22 protein-coding genes and 2 pseudogenes are annotated in these 25,305 nt (G+C 66.5%); 15 read left to right on the top strand and 9 right to left on the bottom strand.

Translation table 11 applies throughout. The annotated features are described in order from the left end of the window. Positions 1-127: 127 nt before the first annotated feature. Positions 128-1,018: an aminodeoxychorismate lyase gene (locus tag G6N41_RS09405; RefSeq protein WP_012396404.1), complete on the bottom strand. Its 891-nt coding sequence runs from the start codon at positions 1,016-1,018 to the stop codon at positions 128-130. 134 nt (positions 1,019-1,152) lie between these two features. Here G6N41_RS09405 and csoR point away from each other — a divergent pair, with 134 nt between their 5' ends. From csoR to G6N41_RS09375, 6 genes and pseudogenes are all read left to right on the top strand, one after another. Beyond that, positions 1,153-1,506, top strand: a complete 354-nt coding sequence (csoR, locus tag G6N41_RS09400; protein WP_020730768.1) for a copper-sensing transcriptional repressor CsoR — start codon at positions 1,153-1,155, stop codon at positions 1,504-1,506. Positions 1,507-1,607: 101 nt separating this feature from the next. Beyond that, positions 1,608-1,916, top strand: coding sequence for a DUF1490 family protein (locus tag G6N41_RS09395; RefSeq protein WP_198967200.1), 309 nt, complete (start codon positions 1,608-1,610; stop codon positions 1,914-1,916). Between the two features lie 55 nt (positions 1,917-1,971). Continuing rightward, positions 1,972-4,305, top strand: a pseudogene (locus tag G6N41_RS09390) (heavy metal translocating P-type ATPase). Positions 4,306-4,341: 36 nt separating this feature from the next. Then, positions 4,342-4,917 (top strand): DUF5134 domain-containing protein, encoded by a 576-nt coding sequence (locus G6N41_RS09385; protein WP_020730766.1) that lies wholly within the window; start codon positions 4,342-4,344, stop codon positions 4,915-4,917. 21 nt (positions 4,918-4,938) lie between these two features. Beyond that, positions 4,939-6,030, top strand: coding sequence for a CAF17-like 4Fe-4S cluster assembly/insertion protein YgfZ (ygfZ, locus tag G6N41_RS09380; RefSeq protein WP_198967199.1), 1,092 nt, complete (start codon positions 4,939-4,941; stop codon positions 6,028-6,030). A gap of 158 nt (positions 6,031-6,188) precedes the next feature. Then, a complete protein-coding gene (locus tag G6N41_RS09375) occupies positions 6,189-6,368 on the top strand; it encodes a DUF3073 domain-containing protein (protein WP_198967198.1) in 180 nt (59 codons plus the stop codon). A gap of 93 nt (positions 6,369-6,461) precedes the next feature. Here the strand turns inward: G6N41_RS09375 and purM are convergent, their stop codons facing one another. From purM to G6N41_RS09360, 3 genes are all read right to left on the bottom strand, one after another. Continuing rightward, a complete protein-coding gene (purM, locus tag G6N41_RS09370) occupies positions 6,462-7,565 on the bottom strand; it encodes a phosphoribosylformylglycinamidine cyclo-ligase (protein ID WP_012396410.1) in 1,104 nt (367 codons plus the stop codon). Positions 7,566-7,628: 63 nt separating this feature from the next. After that, positions 7,629-9,155 carry an amidophosphoribosyltransferase gene (gene purF / locus G6N41_RS09365; RefSeq protein WP_198967197.1) on the bottom strand — a complete coding sequence of 509 codons (1,527 nt, stop codon included), beginning with the start codon at positions 9,153-9,155 and terminating at the stop codon, positions 7,629-7,631. A 138-nt stretch (positions 9,156-9,293) separates the two neighbouring features. After that, positions 9,294-9,683, bottom strand: coding sequence for a sterol carrier family protein (locus G6N41_RS09360; protein WP_012396412.1), 390 nt, complete (start codon positions 9,681-9,683; stop codon positions 9,294-9,296). 19 nt (positions 9,684-9,702) lie between these two features. On the opposite strand from G6N41_RS09360, the gene G6N41_RS09355 reads away from it, so the two are divergent. The 3 genes and pseudogenes from G6N41_RS09355 (at position 9,703) to G6N41_RS09345 (ending at position 14,012) form a co-directional block, all read left to right on the top strand. Further along, complete coding sequence (locus G6N41_RS09355) at positions 9,703-10,908, top strand: MCE family protein (protein WP_198967196.1); 1,206 nt, start codon at positions 9,703-9,705, stop codon at positions 10,906-10,908. Positions 10,909-10,962: 54 nt separating this feature from the next. Next, positions 10,963-12,191 (top strand): annotated as a pseudogene (locus tag G6N41_RS09350) (HAD family hydrolase). 222 nt (positions 12,192-12,413) lie between these two features. Continuing rightward, positions 12,414-14,012, top strand: a complete 1,599-nt coding sequence (locus tag G6N41_RS09345; protein WP_117423127.1) for a stealth family protein — start codon at positions 12,414-12,416, stop codon at positions 14,010-14,012. Here the strand turns inward: G6N41_RS09345 and G6N41_RS09340 are convergent. From G6N41_RS09340 to purL, 3 genes are read right to left on the bottom strand one after another with little or no spacing between them, the layout of a single operon-like run. Continuing rightward, positions 13,957-14,913, bottom strand: coding sequence for a phosphodiesterase (locus G6N41_RS09340; RefSeq protein WP_036456716.1), 957 nt, complete (start codon positions 14,911-14,913; stop codon positions 13,957-13,959). The genes G6N41_RS09345 and G6N41_RS09340 overlap by 56 nt on opposite strands. 51 nt (positions 14,914-14,964) lie before the next feature. Next, positions 14,965-15,624: an Rv0804 family intramembrane glutamic endopeptidase gene (locus tag G6N41_RS09335; RefSeq protein ID WP_198967803.1), complete on the bottom strand. Its 660-nt coding sequence runs from the start codon at positions 15,622-15,624 to the stop codon at positions 14,965-14,967. Beyond that, complete coding sequence (purL, locus tag G6N41_RS09330) at positions 15,612-17,909, bottom strand: phosphoribosylformylglycinamidine synthase subunit PurL (protein ID WP_198967195.1); 2,298 nt, start codon at positions 17,907-17,909, stop codon at positions 15,612-15,614. Before purL ends, G6N41_RS09335 begins: the two co-directional genes overlap by 13 nt. A gap of 97 nt (positions 17,910-18,006) precedes the next feature. Between purL and G6N41_RS09325 the strand changes: the two genes are divergently transcribed. After that, positions 18,007-18,657: an acetyl-/succinyl-CoA transferase gene (locus tag G6N41_RS09325; protein ID WP_198967194.1), complete on the top strand. Its 651-nt coding sequence runs from the start codon at positions 18,007-18,009 to the stop codon at positions 18,655-18,657. Positions 18,658-18,675: 18 nt separating this feature from the next. Here the strand turns inward: G6N41_RS09325 and G6N41_RS09320 are convergent, their stop codons facing one another. Beyond that, on the bottom strand, positions 18,676-19,023 hold the full coding sequence (locus tag G6N41_RS09320; protein WP_012396420.1) for a VOC family protein: 348 nt from the start codon (positions 19,021-19,023) through the stop codon (positions 18,676-18,678). 24 nt (positions 19,024-19,047) lie between these two features. Further along, positions 19,048-20,340, bottom strand: a complete 1,293-nt coding sequence (locus G6N41_RS09315) for a M18 family aminopeptidase (RefSeq protein ID WP_198967193.1) — start codon at positions 20,338-20,340, stop codon at positions 19,048-19,050. A gap of 52 nt (positions 20,341-20,392) precedes the next feature. Between G6N41_RS09315 and G6N41_RS09310 the strand changes: the two genes are divergently transcribed. From G6N41_RS09310 to G6N41_RS09290, 5 genes are all read left to right on the top strand, one after another. Continuing rightward, positions 20,393-21,400 (top strand): Dyp-type peroxidase, encoded by a 1,008-nt coding sequence (locus G6N41_RS09310; protein ID WP_231608892.1) that lies wholly within the window; start codon positions 20,393-20,395, stop codon positions 21,398-21,400. After that, positions 21,397-22,203 carry a family 1 encapsulin nanocompartment shell protein gene (locus G6N41_RS09305; protein ID WP_198967192.1) on the top strand — a complete coding sequence of 269 codons (807 nt, stop codon included), beginning with the start codon at positions 21,397-21,399 and terminating at the stop codon, positions 22,201-22,203. Before G6N41_RS09310 ends, G6N41_RS09305 begins: the two co-directional genes overlap by 4 nt. Positions 22,204-22,784: 581 nt before the next feature. Further along, the gene (locus G6N41_RS09300) at positions 22,785-24,245 is read left to right on the top strand and encodes a dihydrolipoyl dehydrogenase family protein (RefSeq protein WP_198967801.1); all 1,461 of its coding nucleotides are present in this window, start codon (positions 22,785-22,787) and stop codon (positions 24,243-24,245) included. A 25-nt stretch (positions 24,246-24,270) separates the two neighbouring features. Next, on the top strand, positions 24,271-24,735 hold the full coding sequence (locus G6N41_RS09295) for a cupin domain-containing protein (RefSeq protein WP_198967191.1): 465 nt from the start codon (positions 24,271-24,273) through the stop codon (positions 24,733-24,735). Between the two features lie 100 nt (positions 24,736-24,835). After that, on the top strand, positions 24,836-25,300 hold the full coding sequence (locus tag G6N41_RS09290; protein ID WP_198967190.1) for a hypothetical protein: 465 nt from the start codon (positions 24,836-24,838) through the stop codon (positions 25,298-25,300). Positions 25,301-25,305: the final 5 nt, after the last annotated feature.

Genomic DNA, 25,305 nt, shown 5'->3' with positions numbered 1-25,305 from the left:
GAGCCAATGCAGCTAGCGCGTAGCCACCTCACATGTCCATGAAGTACTCAATTCGCGGACCACCTCCTTCCCTGTGTACGGCCGACCGTACCCCCGCATCGGCGTGCCCACAACAGATTTTCTGGCTTCAGCGGTCGCTGACGACGGCGGCGTCAACCAGTTCGGAGAATGCCTCGGAGATCGGGGAACGGGGCAACCGCCGACCGTTGAGGGTGTGCACGCGGGCGGCCAGGGTCATGCTCGACACCAACCAAATTCCGTGTGCGTCAGCGAGATCGTTGACGCGCAGTGCCCGATAGTCGCAGTCGTAGCCCTTGGCGCGGGCGACTTCAAACAGAGCCTGTTGCGTGGTGCCGCGCAGGATCGGGTACCACGGCGGGGGTGTGAGCAGGCACGGATTTGCGCCGGCCCCGCCGTCGCAGTCGGTGGCGATGACCACCGTCGAGCGCGGCCCCTCCAGGACGTAACCGTCCGAACTGACGAAGATGACGTCTCCGGCGCCCTGGTTGGCCGCATGACGCAGGGCAGCCATGTTGACCGCGTAGGACAGCGTCTTCGCCCCGGCCAGCAGCCAGGGCATCGCGTCGGCGCCGACGGCCGGCAATCCGCGGTCCAGCGTGATCGCGGCGACGCCGTCGCGCCGGACCGCCGCAACGCGCTCGGGTACGGGGTTGACCATCACGTACGCGGTGGGCGCCGAACCGCTCTCCCGGCCGCGGCTGTAGATCAGGCGCAGCGATCCCTCGGCACCGGTGGATGCCACCCAGCGCCGGGCCGCCACGTCGATCGCGTGCCGCCAGCGCGCGAGATCGGGTGCGGGCAGATCCATCAATCGAGCGGAGGTGGTCAGGCGTTGTAGATGCGGCTCGACCAGACACGGCGCACCGTCGCGCACCAGCAGGGTCTCGAACACGCCGTCGCCCCGGACCGCCGCAAGATCATCGGCGTGCAGTAACGGGGTCCCGGGCTCGGGAATCTCCCCATCAAGCGTGACGACAACACCCGTCTGCCCTGTCATGTCCCAGCAGCCTAGTGGCCCGCGGCGGGCGTACTCGCGGCAGTGCCTGACGCCAGCGGACGGCCCACCAATCGCGCCTAATCCACCCCGGGTGGGGTGGAGTATGCTGGAATCGTGCGGAACTGGTACCGGCCATGAGCCACGAGCTGACCGACAAGAAACGTGCGGCGCTGAACCGGCTGAAGACGGCTCGAGGGCACCTCGACGGGATCATTCGGATGCTGGAATCCGATGCCTACTGCGTGGACGTCATGAAGCAGCTCTCCGCGGTTCAGTCCTCGCTGGAACGGGCAAATCGGGTGATGCTGCACAACCACCTGGAGACCTGCTTTTCCGCGGCGGTGCTTGATGGGCGCGGCCAGGCAGCCATTGACGAGCTGATCGACGCGGTGAAGTTCACGCCCGCTCTGACGGGCCCACAGGCGCAGCTGGGCGGCGGCGTCGTCTGCGAACCCCGCGACGACCAACCGGTGCAGAGCCGGCCATGACGGTCCCCGGAGGGATCGCCGCGGTTCGCACCTAGCTGTGGCTGCCAGGCCCGGCGCCTGTCCGCAACTTGTGACGAGGCAAGAAGGGAAGGGAGCGCGAGATGACGCTGTGGCATGGACTGTGGACGAAGGCGGTGCACTCGGTGGTGACCGGCGTGGTGGGTGTCGCGACCTACGAAGCGCTGGCGAAAGCTCCGTGGCGGTCGGCAACGGTGACGGCGACGGCCTGGGGCCTGCGGACCGCGCGTACCACCGAACGCAGGACCAAACAGGCAACCGAGCGGGATCGCCTGGCGGCTGCCGATGTGCTGGCCGAAGCGGTCGAGCGGGTGGGCGCCGAAGTTGCGCCACCACCGGCCAAGGACACGCCGCCGAGCATCGTCACCAAGGCCAACAATGCTTGCCACTGAGCTGGCCTGCACCGCCGATGCCACGGTCACCGTGGTGTCCGCGGCGGCCGGACGGATGCGGGTGCATGCCAATGGGTTTGCGATCGACGCCACCCGGGCTGCCGCGATCGAGGAGTCGGTGGGCAGGGTCGGCGGTGTGCGTGCGGTCCGCGCCTATCCGCGAACGGCATCGGTGGTGATCTGGTACTCACCCGCCCACTGCGACACCGCCGCCATCGTGTCGGCGATCGCCGAGGCCGAGCACGCGGGTGACGCATCGGCGCCCGCGCCCACCGCCCGTGCGGCCAGCGTCGCCGACGGCGGCGTCGTGGGCAGGGTCATCGGCGGGCTGGCACGAGCGCTGCTGGGTATGCGCACCGACGACAACGACGACGATCCCCCGCCGGAGATCGCGCGACTGCGCGCGGCGTTGGATCGCATCGGCTACTCGCCGGAGCAGGACACCGCGACTCAGCTGTCGCCGAGTGAGCAGGCCCGGAGCGAAATTCGCTTCTGGTCGCGGCGGGCCTGGTTGGCGTGGCCGTTGGGTCTGCTGGCCTCTGGCTTGACGATGTTCTTCGGCGCATACCCGTGGGCGGGATGGCTGGCGTTCGCCGCGACCATACCCGTGCAATTCATCGCCGGGTGGCCGTTCCTGGTGGGGACGGTGCAGCAAGCGCGGGCCCGCTCGGCGAACATGAACACGCTGATTTCGTTGGGCACGCTGACCGCGTTCATCTACTCCACCTATCAGCTGTTCGCCGGTGGCCCGCTGTTCTTTGACACCGCGGCGCTGATCATCGCGTTCGTCGTGTTGGGCCGCTATTTCGAGGCCACCGCCCACGGCAAGACCCGGGAGGCGATCAGCAAGCTGCTCGAGATGGGCGCCAAAGAGGCCCGGCTGATCGTGGACAGCGAGGAACACCTCGTGCCGGTTGACCGGGTGCAAGTCGGAGACCTGGTGCGGGTCCGGCCCGGGGAGAAGATCCCGGTCGACGGAGAGGTGATCGACGGGCGGGCAGCCGTCGACGAGTCGATGCTGACCGGCGAATCCGTTCCGGTCGAAAAGGGAGTCGGCGACCGGGTTGCCGGCGCCACCGTCAACACCGATGGGCTGCTGACCGTGCGCGCCACCGCTGTCGGCGCCGATACCGCGCTCGCGCAGATTGTGCGCTTGGTCGAGGAGGCGCAAAACGGCAAGGCCCCCGTGCAGCGGTTGGCCGATCGGGTCTCGGCGGTATTCGTGCCGGTGGTCGTCGGCATTGCCGCCGCAACCTTTGCCGGGTGGACGCTGCTCGCCGCCAACCCGGTGGCCGGCATGACCGCGGCCGTCTCGGTGCTGATCATCGCCTGTCCGTGCGCGCTGGGCCTGGCCACGCCCACGGCGATCATTGTCGGCACCGGCCGGGGTGCGGACATGGGGATCCTGGTCAAAGGCGGCGAGGTCCTGGAGGCTTCGAAAAAGATCGACACCGTCGTGTTCGACAAGACCGGAACCCTCACCCGGGCCCAGATGGAGCTCACCGATGTCATCGCCGGAAAGCGGCGCCAACCGGATGCGGTGTTGCGCATCGCCGCCGCGGTGGAGTCGGGTTCCGAACACCCCATCGGGGCCGCGATCGTCGCCGGCGCACGTGAGCGGGAGTTGGAGGTTCCGCCCGCCACCGAGTTCACCAACCTGGCCGGGCATGGGGTCCGAGGCGAGGTTGGCGGTAAGTCCGTGCTGTTCGGGCGGCGCAAGCTGGTCGACGAGCAACACCTGCGGCTGCCCGAGCAGCTGGCCGTGGCGGCCGCGGACCTGGAAGAGCGCGGCCGCACCGCGGTGTATGTCGGCCAAGATGGCCAGGTTGTGGGTGTGCTCGCGGTGGCCGACACCGTCAAGGACGACGCCGCCGACATGGTCCGCCAGCTGCACGCCATGTGCCTGCAGGTTGCGCTGATCACCGGCGACAACGCCCGCACGGCCGCCGCGATCGCGGCTCAGGTGGGCATCGACCGGGTGCTCGCCGAGGTGTTGCCGGCGGACAAAGTCAACGAGGTTCGGCGACTGCAGGACGAGGGCCGCATCGTCGCGATGGTCGGTGACGGCGTCAACGACGCCCCCGCCCTGGTGCAGGCCGATCTGGGCATTGCCATCGGCACCGGCACCGATGTGGCCATTGAAGCCTCCGACATCACCCTGATGTCGGGGCGCCTCGACGGTGTCGTATGAGCGATTGAGCTGTCGCGGCGCACACTGCGCACGATCTACCAGAACCTGGGCTGGGCTTTCGGCTACAACACCGCCGCGATCCCACTTGCCGCACTCGGCGTACTGAATCCCGTCGTGGCCGGCGCCGCAATGGGGTTGTCCTCGGTCAGCGTGGTGACCAATTCGCTGCGGTTGCGCCGCTTCGGCCGCGACGTGTGACGGCGACTTGCATCCCCACCGATCCCGAATCACCGCATGATTCACGACCTGACGCTGCGTTGGGTGGTGACCGCGTTGTTCGCGCTGTCCGCGGCCGAATGCGGCCTGCCGATCATCACCGTGCGCCGGCCGTGGACGCTGGTCGTCGGTCATGGGCTGCACTTCGCGATGGCCGTTGCGATGGCAACCATGGCCTGGCCCTGGGCCACCCGGCTGCCGACCACGGGGCCTGTCACGTTTTTCCTGCTGGCGACCGTGTGGTTCGCGGTGATGGCACTGCGCGCAGCCCCAACGACCGCGGTACGGGTGCGGTATGGCTATCACGCGATCATGATGCTGGCGACAGCCTGGATGTACGCCGTCATGTCAATGCCGGGCACAGCCATGACCGCGATGAACATGCCGGCTACCAGCGGGGCACCGATCTGGTTCAGCGCGGCCAATTGGCTGGGTACCGTCGGCTTCGCGGGCGCGGGGGCGTTCTGGATATTGCGGCGCCTGTCCGACCGGCGGCGGGGCGCGCCACGGTACAGCTGGCTGGGCGACTCGGTTCAGGCGATGATGGCCGGCGGGATGGCTGTCTTGTTCTTGGCCATGCTTTTTCCGATCTAGGCCGCTCCGTAGAGTTGTGGTGTGTCCGCAGTTCCCGCTCCTGATCCTGGTCCCGACGCCGGCGCAATCTGGCACTACGGCGATCCGCTCGGCGAACAGCGCGCCGCCGAAACCGGCGCCGTGCTGGTGGACCGCTCGCATCGAGCCGTGCTCATCCTCACCGGAAAAGACCGCCAGAGCTGGCTGCACAACATCTCCACGCAGCACGTCAGCGAGCTACCCGAGGGGGCCAGCACCCAGAATATGAGCCTGGACGGACAGGGCCGAGTCGAAGACCACTGGATCCAGACCGAGTTGGGCGCAACCACCTATCTGGATACCGAACCCTGGCGCGGCGAACCGCTGTTGAACTACCTGCGCAAAATGGTGTTCTGGGCGGAGGTGACCCCCGACACCGCAGACCTGGCGGTGCTGTCGTTGATCGGGCCGCAGTTGTCCGACCAAGCGGTGCTCGACGCACTCGGTCTCGATGCGCTGCCCGCGGACCTGATGGCGGTCCCGTTGCCAGGCCGCGGCTTCGCCCGCCGGATGCCGTCGAGCGCCGGCCAGATCGAACTGGATCTGCTGGTGCCGAGTGGCGACACCGCCGACTGGAAGCACCGCCTGACGCAGGCGGGGGTCCGACCGGCCGGCATCTGGACCTACGAGGCGCATCGGGTGGCGGCCAAGCGCCCGCGGCTGGGCGTCGACACCGATGAACGCACGATTCCCCATGAGGTCGGCTGGATCGGCGGCCCCGGCATCGGAGCCGTGCACCTGGACAAGGGCTGCTATCGGGGCCAGGAGACGGTCGCGCGGGTACACAACCTGGGTAAACCGCCCAGGATGCTGGTCCTGCTCCATCTGGACGGTTCCACGGACCGACCGTCCACCGGCGACTCGGTGTTAGCCGGCGGGCGTTCGGTAGGACGGGTAGGAACGGTGGTCGATCACGTGGACCTCGGACCGGTTGCCTTGGCCTTGGTCAAGCGGGGGCTGCCCGCCGACACCGCGCTGATGACCGGCGCCGAAGCCACCATCCCGGCATTGATCGATGCGCAGTCTCTGCCACCGGCGGACGAAGTGGGCGCCGGAAGGCTGGCTCTGGACCGATTACGGGGCAGTGCGCGATGATTCCCTGTGACGTCCGCCATTCTGGCCGGGCCCGCTGGCAGGGTGCCCCACGCGCGCTCGCGCGGCACGGTAAGCTGTCCGCAGGACAATAACGACACTAAGAGATCGGAGCCGCCTACTTGTTAGGCCGCTCCGTTATTTCGCGAGGGGGTTCCCCCATGGGCCGCGGCCGGGCTAAGGCAAAGCAGACCAAGGTTGCTCGAGAACTGAAATACAGCTCCCCGCAGACCGACTTCCAGCGCCTTCAGCGCGAGCTGTCGGGTGCAAGTCCCGACACATCCGACCAAGTGGACGACACCGAAGACTCGGGGGACGACGAGGAGAGCTGGCGCCGCTAGGCGCACAGGTCGCTTTCCCGCTGACATTCCAACCCTAGGGTTCGGTCGCCACCGGCTACGCCGGTGGCGACCGAACCCTAGGGCTTGTGGTTTCTAGAATCGCGGGTGCTGGCCCACCAGCGTGGCACGTGGACCCTCTTTGCCACCCTTGCAGACGGTGCCCAGCACCCAGCAGTCCAGGTGGCGCGCGGTCAGTATGGCCAGCGCCCGGTCGGTGTCTTCAGGGGCTACGACGGCGATCATGCCGACGCCCATGTTGAAGGTCTTTTCCATCTCCTCGCGCACCACCCGGCCGCGCTGGGCAATCATCGCGAACACCGGCGCGGGTGTCCAGGTGCCGCGGTCGATCTCGGCGACCAGCCCATGCGGGATTACCCGCTCCAGGTTGCCGGCCAACCCGCCACCCGTGACGTGACAGAACGTTCGGACATGCGTCTCAGCGGTGAGCGCCAGACAGTCCTTGGCATAGATCCGGGTGGGCTCCAATAGCTCTTCACCCAACGTGCGGCCGAACTCCTCCACATAACCGGCCAGATTCATCCGGTCGATCTCCAGCAGGACGTTGCGGGCCAGCGAGTAACCGTTGGAATGCAGCCCCGACGAGCCCATCGCGATGATGACGTCGCCGGGTTTGACGCGTTCCGGCCCCAGCACGTCGTCGGCTTCGACCACACCCACCCCGGTGGCCGAGATGTCGTAATGGTCGGGTGCCATCAGCCCGGGATGTTCAGCGGTCTCACCCCCCAGCAGGGCGCAGCCAGCGCGGACACAACCCTCAGCGATGCCGCTGACGATCGCGCTGACCCGTTCCGGCACGGTCCGGCCGACCGCGATGTAGTCCTGCAGGAACAGTGGCTCCGCGCCACACACCACCAGGTCATCGACCACCATCGCGACCAGGTCAAGACCGACAGTGTCGTGCTTGTCCATCGCCTGCGCGACCGCCAGCTTGGTGCCGACCCCGTCGGTGGAGGCGGCCAGCACCGGTTCGCGGTAGTCGTTGCGCAGGGCGAACAATCCGGCAAATCCGCCGAGCCCGCCGCGCACCTCGGGTCTGGTGGCCCGGGTTGCCAACGGCTTGAACAACTCCACGGCTCGGTCGCCGGCTTCGATGTCCACACCTGCCGCCGCGTACGTGACGCCTTGGCTGGCTGGGCCTCTTCCGGAGCTTTCTGGACTTTTTTCGGGATCCGTCATCGCGATAAAGGCTACCGGGCGGCGCTCACCGCCGGTATCGGCAACTCTCGCGCCGCGCACATCTCAGTGCCCGATGGGTACTTCGTCGGTCGCAACGTCGCCCAGCTCGGCTCCGCGCGCCGCGTTGGCGAGCATGTGCTCGATGACGTTCTTGCCCAGGGCGGTCTCGCCGGGCAGCTCGATCGGGTACTTGCCATCGAAACAGGCGGTGCACAGCCGGGAGATCGGTTGCTCGGTGGCCGCTACCAATCCCCGCAGCGAGATGTAGCCCAGCGTGTCGGCGTTGATCACGTGACGCACGGCTTCGAGCATCTCGTTTTCGTCCTCGACGGCGTTGGCGATCAGTTCGGCCGGCGAGGGAAAGTCGATACCGTAAAAACAGGGCCACTTCACCGGCGGCGAGGCGATTCGCACATGCACTTCGACGGCACCGGCCTCACGCAACATCCGCACCAGGGCCCGCTGCGTGTTTCCCCGCACGATGGAGTCGTCGACGACGATCAGGCGCTTGCCGCGGATCACCTCTTTGAGCGGGTTGAGCTTCAACCGGATACCGAGCTGGCGGATCGTCTGTGACGGCTGGATGAACGTCCGCCCGACATAGGCGTTCTTCATCAGCCCTTGTCCATAGGGGATGCCGGATTCCTGCGCATAACCAACCGCGGCAGGGGTACCCGACTCCGGCACGCCGATCACCAAATCGGCCTCGACCCCGCGCTCCTGGGCCAGCCGACGACCGATCGCCGCCCGGGCGGCGTGCACGGACCGGCCGTTGAGCATGCTGTCCGGGCGTGCCAGGTAGACGTACTCGAAGACGCAACCCTTGGGGGTGGGGTTAGCGAAGCGGGTGGACCGCACCCCGTCGGCATCGATTGCCAGCAGCTCGCCCGGTTCAATGTCACGCACGAACGACGCACCGACGATGTCGAGCGCGGCCGTTTCCGATGCCACCACCCAGCCACGATCGAGCCGGCCCAGCGACAACGGCCGCACCCCGTGCGGGTCGCGGCAGGCATACAGCGTGTTTTCGTCCATGAAGGTCAGACAAAAGGCACCAAGCACCGTCGGCAACAGCTCCAGGGCGGCCTGCTCCAGACTGGAATCGGCGGCGCCGTGGGCCAGCAGTGCGCCCAGGATGTCCGAGTCCGTCGTGGCGGACGCCGAGGATCGGTTTCCGATCAGTCCCTCGTCCCGGGCGCGCGCCGCAAGGGCGGCCGCGTTGACGAGATTGCCGTTGTGACCCAATGCAACTCCGGTGCCCGCAGCGGTATTGCGGAAGACGGGCTGGGCGTTTTCCCAGGTCGTGTCGCCGGTGGTCGAATAGCGGCAGTGCCCGATGGCGACATGCCCCTGCATGGCTGCCAGCGTCTGCTCGTCGAATACCTGACTGACCAGGCCGAGGTCCTTGAAGACCAGCACTTGCGAGCCGTCGGCGACGGCAATGCCTGCCGCCTCCTGGCCGCGATGCTGCAGCGCGTAAAGGCCGTAGTAGCTGAGTTTGGCAACATCTTCGCCCGGGGCCCAGACCCCGAATACACCGCATTCTTCACGAGGCGCGTTGAAGTCTTCTTCGGACTGCTGTGCGGTCACGGTTTGGCGACTCCCTGGGGCGCGGTTGGTGACGAGTAAGAGTCTACGGCCACCATGGCCGTGGGGCCGAATCAAACCTGCGTTTTCCTTTTGGCCATCTTCCGCGTTGAACAATAATCACAGGCCAGGACATAAAATTCAGCCGAGATCAATCAGCGGCAGCCAGTGTCCGATTTCATCTGCCCGCGAACCGGACAAAGTCAACGCGCCGGTCGCCGTCGCCTCGGACAACCTCAACAGCCCCGTGGCCACCAACAACCACGTGCGCGGATCGGTTTCGACGACATTGGGCGGAGTGCCGCGGGTGTGTCTGGGCCCGGGAATGCACTGCACGGCGACAAATGGTGGGATCCGGACTTCGACGGCCGCGCCGGGTGCCACCGCACCCAGCGTGCGCGCGGTGAGCCGAACCGCCGTTGCCAGCGCGGTGCGGCCCGGCGCTGGATGGGATTCGTCGCGCAGCCAGTCCGCAATCTCCAAGACAATCTGGCGGGTCTTTGCCGGATCGGTTCTATCGCGGGCGGCCATACCTTAGGGTCTCAGAATCATGGACCCGCGATCGCGGCCGCCCTACAAGATCATCGGTCTAGCGGCCCTGACGGTCTTGGTGTTCTTCGGTGCGATGCTGTACTGGCAGTTTCGTGGGACGTTCATCCCCAAGACTCGATTGACCATGATTGCTCCGCGGGCCGGTTTGGTAACCGATCCGGGCGCGATGGTCACGTTCAACGGTGTGCAGATCGGCCGGGTGTCCAGCATCACCGAGGTCACCCATGACGGCGCGCCAGCGGCCAGATTCGCGTTAGACGTCACGCCGAAGTACATCGGGTCAATTCCGGCGAATGTGTCGGCAACCATCAAGGCGACGACCGTTTTCGGCAACAAATATGTGTCCCTGACCTCGCCAACAGACCCGGCACCGCAACACATCACGCCGGCCCGTGTGATCTACGCGACCTCGGTGACCACGGAATTCAACACGCTGTTCGAGAATGTGACGGCGATCAGCGAGAAAGTCGATCCGGTCAAGCTCAACCTGACGCTGAGCGCGGCCGCGCAGGCCCTGAGCGGCCTGGGCGATCGGTTGGGCACCGCACTGGTCAACGGCAACGCCATCCTCGATGACGTGAACCCCCTGATGCCGCAGGCGCACCGCGACATCAGGGGGCTGGCGGCGCTGGGTGACATTTATGCCGACGCCTCAGCGGACCTTTGGTATGCCGTCGACTCCGCGGTGACCGTCGCGCGCACGGTCAACCAACGACGTAGCGATTTGGATGCGGCGTTACTGGCATCGGTCGGTTTGGCCAACAACGGCTCGGAGGTGTTCGAGCGGGGCGGCCCCTACCTGACCCGCGGCGCCGCCGATCTGGTGCCCACCGGCCAGCTGCTCGACGAGTACAGCCCGGAGATCTTCTGCACCATCCGCAACTACGACGAGGTCGCCCCCCGGATCCGCAACGCGCTGGGCTTCAACGGCTACTCGCTGGGAGCAGCCTCATCGGGCGCCATATCGGGTGCGCCGAATCCGTATATCTATCCGGAGAATCTGCCGCGGGTGAATGCGCGGGGCGGCCCCGGCGGGCGACCCGGGTGCTGGCAGACGATCACCCGCGACTTGTGGCCCGCTCCGTATCTGGTGATGGACGTCGGCGCGAACATGGCGCCCTACAACCATCTCGAGATCGGACAGCCCCTGCTCAACGAATATGTCTGGGGACGTCAGTTCGGTGAGAACACCATTAACCCCTAATGTTGCGATCACCGAAACCCACCGTGCGAGAGACGAGCGATGAGACTTTGGCCTGTGCGGGTACTTGCTGCTGCGGCGATGCTGGGGCTGGCCGGTTGTAGCGGCGGCGGCGATCATTCGGGCACCGCTTCGACCAGCTCGACCGGGACTGCCTGCCGGACGCTGGCCGCCGATCCCGGATGGTACGGCGACAATCGGGACCGGATCAACGAGATGATCGGCCGGCTCGGCAGCTGCGGCAAGTCCGGTTCGGTGGCCGACGGGGCTCCGGTGGCGTTGTTCGACTGGGACAACACCATGGTGCGAAACGACATCGGCAACGCGACATTGTTCTGGATGATCCGCAATTCCAAGGTGCGTCAACCCGCGGCCGGCGACTGGACCAGCACCAGCCCTTATCTGACCCCGCCGGCGGCCTCGCGGCGCCCGGCCAGCCCTTGCCGACCGGCTCCGAAACCGGATGCGCCAACGAGCTGATTTCGGTGTACACGAGCGAAAAAACCCGATCCGGGGCGGCCGCATTCGCCGGGTTCAACCATCGGCGCATGCAACCCGCCGATGCCTGGGCCGCGCAGTCATTGGCTGGCTGGACCGAGGCAGAGATCACCGGATTTGTCACCGCGGCCCGGCAGGAGAACCTGGACGCGGCCGAGAATGCCGAACAGACGGTGGGCAGCACTCAACAGATCGCCTGGGTGCGTTACTACTCGCAGATGCGGGACCTGGTGGCAACCTTGCAGGCCAACGGATTCGATGTGCGGATCATCTCCGCATCGGCCGAGCCGGTGGTGCGGGTGTGGGCGGCGGACGTGGGTATCGCCGCCGACCACGTGATGGGTGTTCGCACCGAACACGACGGCGAGGTGCTCACGGCGCGCCTGGCCCAGTGCGGCGGTGAGCCGTCGATCCCCTTCAACGAAGGCAAACGGTGCCGGGTCAACGAGCAGGTTTTCGGGGTTGCGGGGCCGGCCGCGTTCGACCAACTCCCCGAACAGCGCCGCCAATCGTTCGCGGCCGGAGACTCCAACGGGGACGCCACGTTCCTCACCGACGCCACCGCGTTGCGCCTGGTGATCAACCGCAACAAGATCGAGCTGATGTGTCGCGCCTACGCGGACGCCGACGGGCGCTGGCTGGTCAATCCGATGTTCATCGACCCGCTCCCGGCACACCCGCCGTATCCCTGTGCGACCCAGGGTTTCGACGATCCGGATGGCAGCCGGGCTCCGCTGCGGCAACCCGACGGCAGCGTCGTCGCCGACCAGCCGGATCGGGCGCACTGAAACAACGCCTCAACGAACCCAACATCATAGGTCATGCCGGAAACGGTGAGGTGTCCGGCGGATGTCGGCAAAGTGCTAAATCGTCTGCGGCGCAGTATTTGTCGACGCAGCTAAAGGTACCCGGAGCTGCTCGGTGCCGCCGGGCTCTCTCGCACTGCGGGGGCGCCGGAAGTGTGAGATCCTCGCGGTGCCGAAATCACTCTTACCTAAGGCGGTGTTCCGATGCCCAAGATCCCTTCACGTGACGGCAGTCGGCCCGCCGCGCGCGGCCTGGCGCCCATCATCGTTACCCGGGGCGGCAAGATTGCCCGCCTGGAATCGAGCCTCACTCCCCAAGAGGCACAGATCGAGGACCTCGTCTTCCTGCGAAAGGCGTTGAACCGGGCCGGCATTCCATTCCTGCTGATTCGCAATCACAGCGGCCGTCCGATTCTTGCGGTCGACATACAGTTGCGTCCCGCCCTCGAACGCGCTCTCGCCGCGGCGTGTGCCACCGAACCGATGTACGCCAAAACGATTGATGAGAAAGGAATTTCTCCCGTCTTGCTGGCTAATGGCCATCTTTCCAGGGTGGCCGATCCGCAAATTCTGCGTTTGTATCGCCGGCGGATTGCGCCGGGCGGATTTCGTTATGGCGCAATGTTTGGTGTCGAGATCCAATTCTGGGTCTTCGAGGAAACGCTCATCCGGTGCCCGATAGAAAACTCCCTCACCCGCAAGATACTGCCGCGCGACGAACTTTCGCCTTCGTCGGTCAAACTATATGGATACAAGTGGCCAACGCTGGATGGGATGTTCACACCTCATGCCAGCGATGTGACGTTCGACATCGATCTGGTGTTTTCCTGGGTGGACGGCAGCGACCCGGAATTCCGGGCCCGACGCGCCGCACAGATGTCGCAGCATGTGGTGGGAGAAGGCGACGACGCCGAGGCGCGGATCCGTCAGGTCGACGAGCTGAAATACGCGCTGCGATCAGTGAACATGTTCGCGCCGTGGATCCGTCGCATTTTCATCGCGACGGATTCAACCCCACCCCCGTGGTTGGCTGAGCACCCGAACGTCACGGTGGTGCGCGCCGAGGACCACTTTTCCGACCGGGCCGCATTGCCGACCTACAACTCGCACGCGGTGGAGAGTCAGCTGCACCATATCCCCGATCTCAGCGAGCACTTTCTGTATTCCAATGACGACATGTTCTTTGGCCGGCCACTCAACGCCAGCATGTTCTTCTCCCCTGGCGGCGTCACCCGGTTCATCGAGGCCAACACACGGATCGGGCTCGGGGCAAACGATCCGACTCGCAGCGGCTTTGAAAACGCGGCCCGGGTGAACCGCCAGCTGCTGTTCGCCCGATTCGGTCAGGTGATCACCCGTCACCTCGAGCACACCGCCGTGCCACTGCGCAAGAGCGTGCTCGTCGAGTTGGAGCGGGAGTTTCCGGAGGAATTCGCGCGCACCCAGGCCAGCGCCTTCAGGTCCGGCACCGACATCTCGGTGACGAATTCGCTGTACCACTACTACGCACTGATGACCGGCAAGGCCGTCCAGCAAGAGAAGGCCAAAGTCCTCTATGTGGACACCACCACCCGCGCCGGGCTCGGCCTACTTCCCGAATTGCGCAGGCGCCGCAACTATGACTTCTTCTGCCTCAATGATGGCAGCTTCCCCGAAGTCAGCGGCACCGAGCGGGCGGAGCGCGTGGTCGATTTCCTGGAGCGCTACTTCCCCATCCCCGCGCCATGGGAAAAGGTTGCCGCAGATATCAATCCGCAGGACTTGGCCGAACCGATGGCGTCAGCACCATCGGAGGGTGGCTGAACAGCGAATCCCGCCGTGACGGCTCGATGAACATCCCGCTTTCGGCAATCTGCCGTTTCGCCTGCGCGGGCGAGACGAAGGTGCCCACGGTTTTGCCGGTACCGATCGGAATCACCGAGTGCACCACGGTGTCGGGGTACACGTGCACCAGGTTGCAGGCCTGCGCCGCGTCTCGGCCCCGGGTTCCCCCGACCTCAACGGTAAGATCCTGGGTGTAGCAGGTGGCCGAGGCCACCGAGACCGGGATCCCCACGAAGGTGGCGTTGGTCGAGTAATGCAGGTGGCCGGCCAGAATGGCCCGGACATCGCTGCCCTCGAGCACCCGTCCCAGCCGGGCTTGGTCGCGCAGTTCCACCGTTACGGCCAGGTCCAGGACGCTGGGAATCGGCGGATGATGCAGCGCCAGGATGGTGCCGTGCGGTGCGGGGGTCTTCAGCTCTTCAGCGAGCCATCTCAATTGGGAATCCCGGACCTCGCCGTAGTGATGCCCGGGCACCGAGGTGTCCAGCGTGATGATCCGCAGGCCGTCGATCATGGTTACCCGGTCCAGCGGCGCCATCGACGGGGCCTCGTCCAGCAGGAACCTGCGCAGGGCGGCCCTGTCGTCGTGGTTGCCCATCACCCAGATCAGTTCGGCGTCCAACTCGGCGGCGAAAGGTTCGACCACCGCGCGCAGCTTGCGATAAGCCGCCGCTTCACCGGTATCGGCCAAGTCGCCGGTGAAAATGACCGCATCAGGGCTCGCCCCTGAGTGCTTGAGCTGTTCAAGTAGTTCAGCCAGCCTGCTGTCGGCGTCTACCGCGCCATAGAGAGGGTCATCCCCTCCGACAAGATGGGTGTCGCTGATATGCAGAAGAACGTAGTCCGGCCGCGGATGCTCCGCGGCCCTAAGTCTGTGCACCTGGGGTGCCAAGCCTCTCGGTCGAGTCGTTTGCTGCGAAAAGCCAGCGTGTCAAGTATAGCGGCGCCGCGGCGTGATTTCGGCACCGTTGATCCAGCGACGCTGGACCGTCAGCGCCGCAACCGCCCCGGCCTCGTTGATCGCCAGGTGCAGCACCATCGGTGCCGCCAGGCTGCCGCTGCGCTCTGCCAGCCGCCCGAATAGCCAGCCGGCCAGGCCGGTGACCAGCACCGTAGGCACCGGCGGCGCACCGGTCGCGCGCGCATCGGCGACGTGGGACAGACCGAAGGTGGCCGCCTGTAGCAACCGCCCACCGACGTGACCAAAACCTCTGGTGCCCATGGTGGCCAATGCCGCACGAAACGCCGCCTCCTCGGCCCAGACCGTCCCGAACGGAATCTGCAGCCCGAGCCAGCCCGGCACCGATGCGGGCAGGTCGCGTTCGGACATCGACAGGCGCACCATCGACACCGGAGTCGTCGCCGCGATCGCGGTGGCCACCGGGGCGGCGGCCACCGCGCCCAGTCGCAGCCCGGCCCACAACCGGGGCGGCGCAAGCCCCAGTGGTGCACGGGTCACCAGCACAAGTACGCCACCCAAAACGGCCTGCAGCGCCACCCGCCACCGCGCCGGCAGCCGCGGACTGGCCAGGCTCCAGCCGACCAAGCCGGCGGCCAGAGCCAGCGCGCGCAGCCGACTTACCCGAAAAATCTCGGCAGCACCGCCTCAGACGTCGCGCGCAGTTCGGCCAGCGAGACCGTGAACAAGCCCTGCACCTCGATGTCATCGGATGCCTGGTCGACGACCCCGATACGCACCGCGGGCAATCCTCGCGCTGCACACATGGCCCGTAGCCGGCTCTCTTCGGTGCGCGGCACCGCCACCAGCACCCGGCCGGCCGATTCGGAAAAGAGCATGACAAACGGGTCGGCGTCGTCGGGAAGCACAATGCGGCAGCCGGTTTCACCCGCCAATGCCGATTCGACGATGGCTTGGGCCAGTCCGCCCTCGGACAGGTCGTGCGCCGCGGAGACCAGCCCGTCCCGCGATGCCGCGCGCAGCACGTCAGCCAGCAGCTTCTCCCGCGCCAGATCGACCGCGGGGGGCGTGCCGCCCAGGTGCTCGCCGGTGACTTGCGCCCAGATCGAGCCGTCCAGCTCGTCTCGGGTATCGCCCAGCAGCATCAGGGTTTCGCTGGGCTCAGCGCCCATCGCGGTGGGGATGCGACGAGTGACATCGTCGATCACGCCGAGCACCCCGACCACCGGGGTGGGCATGATCGCCGTCGACCCGGTTTGGTTATAGAAACTGACGTTGCCGCCGGTCACCGGAATTCCCAGCGCCACACAACCATCGGCCAAGCCGCGCACCGCCTGGGCAAACTGCCACATCACGCCGGGATCCTCGGGCGAGCCGAAGTTGAGGCAGTTGGTCACCGCCACCGGGGTCGCGCCGGTCGCGGCGACGTTGCGGTAGGCCTCGGCCAGTGCCAGCTGGGCACCGGTGTAGGGGTCAAGCAGGGTGTAGCGCCCCGAAGCATCGGTCGACAACGCGATACCGCGACCGGTGGCCTCGTCGATACGCAGCACGCCGCCGTCCGCATGTTCGGCGAGCACCGTGTTGCCGCGCACGTAGCGGTCGTACTGCTCGGTGATGAACGCGCGACTGCACAGGTGCGGACTGCCAAGCAGCGCAAGCAGAGTCGCGCGCAGCTCGTCGCCGGTAGCCGGGCGGGGCAGGCTCTTCGACGAATCGGCGTTGAGCGCATCCTGGGTGTCGGGGCGGGCGACCGGACGCTGGTACACCGGGCCCTCGTGGGCCACCGTGCGCGGTGGCACGTCCACGACCTTCTCGCCGTGCCAGGTGATGCGCAACCGGTCGCCCTCGGTGACCTCACCGATAACCGTGGCCAGCACGTCCCACTTGCGGCACACCGCCATGAACGCGTCCACGTTCTCCGGCGACACCACCGCGCACATCCGTTCCTGCGACTCGCTGCAGAGTACCTCGGCGGGCGTCATTTCCTTGGCGCGCAGCGGGACGGTTTCCAGGTTGATCGCCATGCCGCCATCCCCGGCGGAGGCCAACTCCGATGTGGCGCAAGACAACCCTGCGCCGCCGAGGTCCTGGATGCCGATCACCAGTCCGTCCGAGTAGAGCTCGAGACAGCACTCGATGAGCACCTTTTCCATGAACGGGTCGCCCACCTGGACCGACGGCAACTTCTTGCGCGCGCCCTCGCCCTCGCCATCGGAGCTGAAGGTGTCCGAGGCCAGCACCGACACCCCGCCGATGCCGTCCAGGCCGGTCCTCGCGCCGAACAGGATGATCTTGTTTCCGGCGCCGGAGGCGAACGCCAGGTGCAAGTCCTCTTGACGCAAGACGCCCACGCACAGCGCATTGACCAAGGGGTTACCGGCATAGCACGCGTCGAAGACCGTCTCGCCGCCGATGTTCGGCAACCCCAGCGAGTTGCCGTAACCGCCGACACCGCGGACCACACCGTCGAGCACCCGGCGAGTGTCGGGGGCATCGGCGGCGCCGAAGCGCAGTTGGTCCATCACCGCGATCGGCCGCGCACCCATCGCCATGATGTCGCGGACGATGCCGCCGACACCCGTGGCCGCACCCTGGTAGGGCTCGACGTAGGAGGGGTGGTTGTGCGATTCCACCTTGAACGTGACGGCCCACCCGTCACCGATGTCGACGACGCCGGCGTTCTCGCCGATCCCGGCCAGCATCCCGGCGCGCATTTCATCGGTGGTGGTCTCGCCGAAATAGCGCAAATGGACTTTGGAGGACTTGTAGGAGCAGTGCTCGCTCCACATCACCGAGTACATGGCGAGCTCGGTGTCGGTGGGCCGACGGCCCAGGATGTCACGAATCCGCTGATACTCGTCGTCTTTGAGGCCCAGCTCGTGAAACGGTTGCGGCTGGTCGGGGGTGGTGGCGGCATGTGCGACTGTGTCAGTCTGGTGGCTGCGAGCGCTCGTCACGCAGACAGTCTAGAGTCCCGGGCCGCATCGCTCCCGCCGGAGACCCGCGGCAGGAAAACCGGCTGACAGCGGTCGGCCTGGTCAACATAATGGGGCTATGTCTCGTCACTGGCCGCTGTTCGATCTGCGAATCACGACCTCGCGCCTACAGCTGCGACTGCCCACCGAAGAGCTGTGCGACCAGCTGATCGACACAATTCTGGACGGCGTGCACGAGCCGGACCGGATGCCGTTTTCCGTCCCCTGGACCCGAGCCCCTCAGGCGGAGCTGCCGTACAACACCTTGTCCTTCCTGTGGCGGGAGCTGGCGGGATTCAGCCGCAATGACTGGGCCCTGCCTCTGGCCGTCGTGGTCGAGGGTCGGGCCGTCGGTGTGCAGGGCTTGCGCGCCAGCAACTTCCCGATCGCCGGCGAAGTCGAATCCGGATCCTGGCTGGGACTGTGTCACCAAGGAAACGGCCTTGGCACCGAGATGCGGGCGGCAGCATTGCATTTCGTGTTCTGTGAGCTTGGAGCCCAGGCCGCTACCTCGGCAGCGTTCGCCGACAATCCGGCCTCGATCGCGATATCCCGACGTCAGGGCTACCGGGAAAACGGCGTCGACCGAGTGGCGCGAGAGGGCGCCGCGGCACAGCGGGTGCGCTTCCGGTTGACTCGTGACGACTGGCTGCGCCAGCGCCATGTCGAGGTTCAGGTTGAGGGGTTTGACCGCTGTCGAGAGCTGTTCGGCGTTTCGCGCGCAGCCTGACCGTCGATGGGCGGTGCGCTACTGGCCGACGACGCAGAAGACGTTGCCCTCGGGATCGGCCATCACCACCCACCGGAAGTTCTCCCCGAATTGGTGCCGCTGCACCTCGGTCGCTCCGGCGGCCGCCAGCCGTGACACTTCACCGTCCACGTCGGCGGCCGAAAAGTCCAGGTGCACCCGGTTTTTTCCGGGTGTTGGATCGGGCACCTTCTGAAATCCGAGCCGCGGCCCCGCCGGACGCGTCACCGCGATGAACTCGCCGGGCAGCAATTCGTGCGCCGTCCCGCCGAAGTGCTCGGCCCACCAGCCGGCCAGCCGGGCGGGATCACTGCAGTCGAAGGTGACCATCTCGACACTGAGCGTCATGCCAACCGAGTCTATTGCCGCCCACTATTCGGGCACGTAGAACGCCCATAGCGCTGCCGAATACGCCGCCACGTCGGCGGCGCCCATCAGCTCGCGCGCGGAGTGCATCGCCAGCTGCGCGGCACCCACGTCCACGGTGGGGATACCGGTGCGGGCCGAGGTCATCGGCCCGATCGTCGACCCGCACGGCAGGTCGGCCCGATGCTCGTAACGTTGCAGATTGACACCGGCCTGCTGACAGGCCAGCGCAAAGGCCGCGGCTGTCCGCCCCTCGGTGGCGTAGCGCAGATTGGGGTGCACCTTGAGCACCGGCCCCGCGTTGACCGCGATCTGGTGGCTGGGCTCATGGCGCTCGGGGTAGTTGGGATGAGTGGCGTGCGCCATGTCCGCGGACGCCAGCAGTGAAGCCGGCAACAGCCGCAACAGGTCTTCCCGGACCCCGCCACCGGCCAGCACGATCCTTTCCAGCACCGTGTTCAGCAGGTTGGACTGCGCGCCGTGGTCCGAGGTCGAGCCGACCTCCTCGTGGTCGAAGATCGCCAGCACGGGCAGCACCTGGTCCGATTCGGCGGCCAGTAGCGCTTCCAGTCCCGCGTAGCAACTGGCCTGGTTGTCCAGCCGCGGCGCGCTGAGCAGGTCGGCGTTGGCACCGATGACCGCGGCCGGGATCAGGTCATGGGTCATCAGATCGGCCGCCAGCACATCACCCTCCGCCAGGCCGGCGCGCTGGGCGACGTAGCCGAAAAAGGAACCCCGCTGCGCACCGACGCCCCATACCGCGTTGACGTGCCGCTGGGGATCCAGCGTGAGCGACTTGCGATCCTCGGCCAGGTGGATGGCCAGCTGAGGTACCCGCAGGATCGGCTCATCGATCCGGACCAGCCGGTGACTGATGCCGCCGCGAACACCGGGCGCCCGCACCGAGAGCCGCCCGCTGACGCCCAGGTCGCGGTCCAGCCAGGAGTTCAGCCACGCTCCCCCGTACGGTTCGAGCGCCACCACCTGCCAGCCGGCGACCAACCGATCCGGGTGCTGTTTGACCCGCAGGTTCGGGCTGTCCGAGTGCGCCCCGACAATCCGAAACGGTGCCTGCGCGGTCCCGACGCCGCCGCTGTCCCAGGCGACCAGCGAACCGGCTCGAACGGTGAAGTAGCGGCCCGGTTGCTGCGGCCAGCGGTCTATCTCACTCAGTTCGGTGTACCCGGCATCCAGCAGACGCCGGGCCACCGTGGCGCACAGATGAAACGGGGAGGGCGACGCGTCGATGAACTCGCCGAGGCCTCGAGCGGTGGCTGAAGTTGTGGGCGCATCGGACATGCTCAACATCATGGCTGTTGGGGACTGCGGGATTCACGCTAGGGTCGGCAGGGTGCCTTCGGTTCAGCCGCAACCCATCCTCGCGCCCCTGACGCCAGCCGCAATCTTTTTGGTGGCCACCATCGACGCCGGCGGCGAGCAGACCGTGCATGACGCGCTGACCGAGATATCCGGATTGGTGCGGGCCATCGGATTCCGCGACCCCACCAAGCACCTGGCGGTGGTGGCCTCGATCGGCTCCGACGCGTGGGATCGGTTGTTCTCCGGCCCAAAGCCGGCCGAACTGCATCCGTTCGTCCCGTTGACGGGACCACGCCACAACGCGCCGGCCACACCGGGGGACCTGCTGTTGCACATCCGGGCCGAAACTATGGACGTGTGCTTCGAGCTGGCCGGCCGAATCCTCAAGGCGATGGCCCCAGCGGTCACCGTCGTCGACGAGGTGCACGGCTTCCGCTTTTTCGACAATCGCGATCTGCTGGGCTTCGTCGACGGCACCGAAAACCCCGGTGGCGCAATCGCGATCGGCGCGACCACCGTCGGCGACGAGGATCCCGACTTTGCCGGCTCCTGCTATGTGCACGTACAGAAATATGTGCATGACATGGGGTCATGGGACTCGCTGTCGGTCACCGAGCAGGAGCGGGTGATCGGCCGGACCAAGCTGGAAGACATCGAACTCGACGAGAGCACCAAGCCGGCCAACTCGCACATCGCGCTCAACGTCATCACCGACGAGGACGGAGTCGAACTGAAGATCGTTCGGCACAACATGCCGTTCGGCGAGGTCGGCAAGGGCGAATACGGCACCTATTTCATCGGATATTCGCGCACTCCCACCGTCACCGAACGGCTGCTGCGCAACATGTTTCTCGGCGATCCGCCCGGAAATACCGATCGCGTGCTCGACTTTTCCACGGCGACAACCGGCGGGTTGTTCTTCTCGCCGACCATCGATTTCCTCGACGATCCACCGCCCTTGCCGCTGGCACCGGCGGCCGTCCCAACCGCGGACGACGGCTCACTCTCGATCGGCAGCCTGAAAGGAACCTCCGAATGAACAACCTCTACCGCGATCTGGCACCGGTCACCGAAGCCGCTTGGGCCGAAATCGAATTGGAGGCCACCCGGACATTCAAGCGCCACATCGCGGGCCGTCGGGTGGTCGACGTGAGCGACCCCGGAGGTCCGGTCACCGCGGCAGTGAGCACGGGCCGGCTGATCGATGTGAAGGCTCCTACCGACGGGGTCATCGCCCATCTGCGGGCGAGCAAGCCCCTGGTGCGACTGCGGGTCCCGTTCACCTTGTCACGCAACGAGATCGATGATGTCGAACGCGGTTCCCAGGACTCGGATTGGGACCCGGTCAAGGCGGCCGCCAAGCAGCTGGCGTTCGTGGAGGACCGCACCATCTTCGAGGGTTACGGCGCCGCATCGATCGAGGGCATCCGCAGCTCCAGCTCCAACCCGCCGCTCACGCTGCCCGAGGACCCGCGCGAAATCCCGGACGTCATCACCCAGGCACTGTCGGAACTGCGGCTGGCCGGCGTCGACGGACCCTACTCGGTGCTGCTGGCCGCCGACGTCTACACCAAGATCAGCGAGACCACCGAGCACGGCTATCCCATTCGTGAGCATCTGAACCGGCTGGTCGACGGTGACATCATCTGGGCGCCGGCCATCGACGGTGCGTTCGTGCTGACCACTCGCGGCGGGGACTTCGACCTGCAGTTGGGCACCGATGTCGCGATCGGGTACACCAGCCACGACGCCGACACCGTGCAGTTGTACCTGCAGGAGACGCTGACCTTCCTGTGCTACACCGCCGAAGCCTCGGTCGCGCTCAGTCCGCACTCGGGATAGCTGACGGACCGACGGCGGACCACGAGCCCGGCGCCGCCTGGGGTTTCCCAGCTAACTTGCAGCCGGCGAACAGCGCCAGCTGCGACTGACTGACTATCACTGGATACAACCGCGCGGCCCGAAACCTCCGTGGCCGGGCGCCACACCCACTACGGCTCGCCACCGATCTAGCACGACGCTGGAAGGTAGCCAAACAGTCGTGCACCGCCAACGAGAGGTACGAAGCTGACGTGCTAGGCCCGGACCAAATACCTTCGGAGAAATGGGACTTGCCGCCGACCGTCACACCCAGCGGCGAGCGCTTCGGCCCGAGACGCCGCCCGCGGCCCGGTCGTATGGACCCCGCGGGCTGGCACCCCGGCATGCCCTACGGCCGCCAGGCGTGGGATCAGTACCGGCTGGAGTCCCACCGCACCAGGGCATTGGTGGGAGCGGGCCAGTAACAACGCGGCTGAGTCGTCGAGAAGAACAGGACGAACTCAGCCCACACTCGCCGGTAGCGCACCAGAGTGCGGGGCGTAGCGTCGCAGAGAGAGTCGACGGAAGGATCTGCGACCGTGACCGAAGACGAACGCGCCCGGATGCCGGCCGGCGAACCCGATCTTTCGTTCGACGTGATAGTGCTCGGGGCCGGACCGGTCGGGCAGAATGCCGCTGACCGCTGCCAGGCTGCGGGGCTGCACGTTGCGGTGATCGAGCGTGACCTCGTCGGCGGTGAATGCTCGTACTGGGCATGTGTACCGAGTAAGGCGCTGCTACGTCCGGTGATCGCCGTTGCCGATGCCCGCCGGGTGGACGGTGCGCGCGAGGCAATCAGCGACTCAATCAGCGCGGCAGCAGTTTTCGATCGCCGGGACCGGTACGTGAGTAACTGGGATGACGGCGGCCAGGCCGACTGGGTCAGTGGTATCGGCGCGACGCTGATCCGCGGCCATGGGCGGCTGGCGGGTCCGCGTCGAGTCAGTGTGTCCGATCACGACGGCCAGACGCTGATGGTCGCGGCGCGGCATGCGGTTGTCGTCTGCACCGGAAGTCGCCCCACCTTGCCCGACCTGCCTGGGATCACCGAGGCCTGGCCGTGGACCAATCGCCAAGCCACCGAGGCCAGTTCGGTGCCCCGCCGGCTCGCGATCGTCGGCGCGGGCGGTGTGGGTGTCGAAATGGCTACCGCCTGGCAAGGATTGGGGTCGTCGGTGATCCTGCTGGCGCGATCCCGATTGCTGAGCCGGATGGAACCGTTTGTCGGCGACTTCGTCGGCCGCGGCCTCACCCGCGCGGGCGTCGATGTGCGCGTGGGGATCTCAGTGCGCGCACTGCACCGGCCGCATCCCGATGCACCGGTTACCCTCGAACTCGATGACGATACGGGGCTCGAGGTCGACGAGGTGTTGTTCGCTACCGGCCGCGCACCACGCACCGACGACATCGGCCTGCAGACGGTCGGGCTGGCGCCGGGCAACTGGCTCGATGTCGACGACACCTGCCGAGTGAACGCCGTCGATCGCGGTTGGCTTTATGCGGCCGGCGACGTCAATCACCGCGCACTGCTCACCCATCAGGGCAAGTACCAAGCCCGCATCGCCGGTAGCGCTATCGGTGCCCGCGCCGCCGGAGACTCGCTGGACACCGCACCGTGGGGTGCGCATGCGACCACCGCCGATCATCACGCGGTGCCACAGGCTTTCTTCACCGACCCCGAAGCCGCCGCGGTGGGACTGACGGCCGAGCAGGCGGCGCGGGCCGGTCATCGGATCAAGACGATCGACGTCGAAATCGGCGATGTCGTCACCGGGGCCAAGCTCTTCGCCGACGGCTACGCCGGCCGGGCCCGCATGGTCGTCGACGTCGACCGAGGTTGCCTCCTCGGTGTCACCATCGTCGGCCCGGGCGCCGCGGAGTTGCTGCACGCCGCCACCATCGCCATCGCCGGCCAAGTGCCCATCGACCGGCTGTGGCACGCCGTACCATGCTTTCCAACGATCAGCGAACTGTGGCTGCGACTTCTCGAGGCCTACCGCGATTCGTTTTTCGTCCTTGTCTAGCACTCACCCAACAATCGGAGCAGCCATGGCAACCTCGGACGGATTCCATCCCGACTTCCCAGCCGAAACAGCCGCCCCGGACCGCCGTCGCGCGCAGGTACACCACATCAAGGCCTCCGAAATCAGTTCCGATACCGCGCAATCGGAGGGATTGCGCCGGTTTGCCGCGCTTAGCGGAAGGTCGGTGGGCGCGGAGAAGATCTGGATGGGTGAGACGCATGTCCTGCCCCGGACGGTCTCGGCCAACCATCACCACGGAGACTCCGAAACCGCAATCTATGTGCGAAGCGGACGCCCGGAGTTTGTGTTTCACGACGGCGAGCAGGAGGTGCGTATCGCTACCGAACCCGGCGACTACATCTTCGTTCCGCCCTATCTGCCACACCGGGAAGAAAATCCCGACCCGACCATACCCGCCGAAGTGGTCATCGCGCGCAGCACCCAGGAGGCGATCGTGGTCAACCTGCCGGGGCTGTATCCGCTCTCGTAACCGACAAGCAGCAGCCACTCAGGAAATTCTCAACTGATTCTTTGGATCCGCTTTCCTTGGCTCCAAGGATCTGCATAGCCGCAGCGCGGAGCATGGATTCATGACCGAGCCACTGTGCGCAACCCTGATCGAACGCTACTTGTGCACCCGTGGAAGGCGGTATTTCCGCGGCCAGCACGACGGCGAGTTCTTCTTCGTCACCGACGCCCATCCCCAGCGGCTGCACGTCCACCTGGAGATCTCACCGGCGCATCCGGAAGTGTTCGCGATTCGGGTCGCTCCCGCATGCTTTTTCCCCGCGCGCGACCGTGCGCTGCTGGCGCGGTTCGCCGACCGCTGGAACACCCAGCGTCGCGGAGTCACCGCGATAGTGCACAACTCGTCTGACCCACAGCGCATCGGCGTCACCGCCTACAAGTCCCAATGGATCGCCGGTCCGGTGGACTTCAGCGAATTCGCCGTATTAGTGGACCGCGCCATCGGCGCATCGATCGAGCTGTTTGGCGAGTTGAACCGGGTCGCCGAGCTGCCGCAGACGCCGCCGCTGATGCGCGACGCCGGCTGATCCGG

It is taken from the genome of Mycobacterium shottsii (assembly GCF_010728525.1).
Classification (GTDB): Bacteria; Actinomycetota; Actinomycetes; order Mycobacteriales; family Mycobacteriaceae; genus Mycobacterium; species Mycobacterium marinum.
This window is presented reverse-complemented; position numbering and strand designations above follow the sequence as displayed.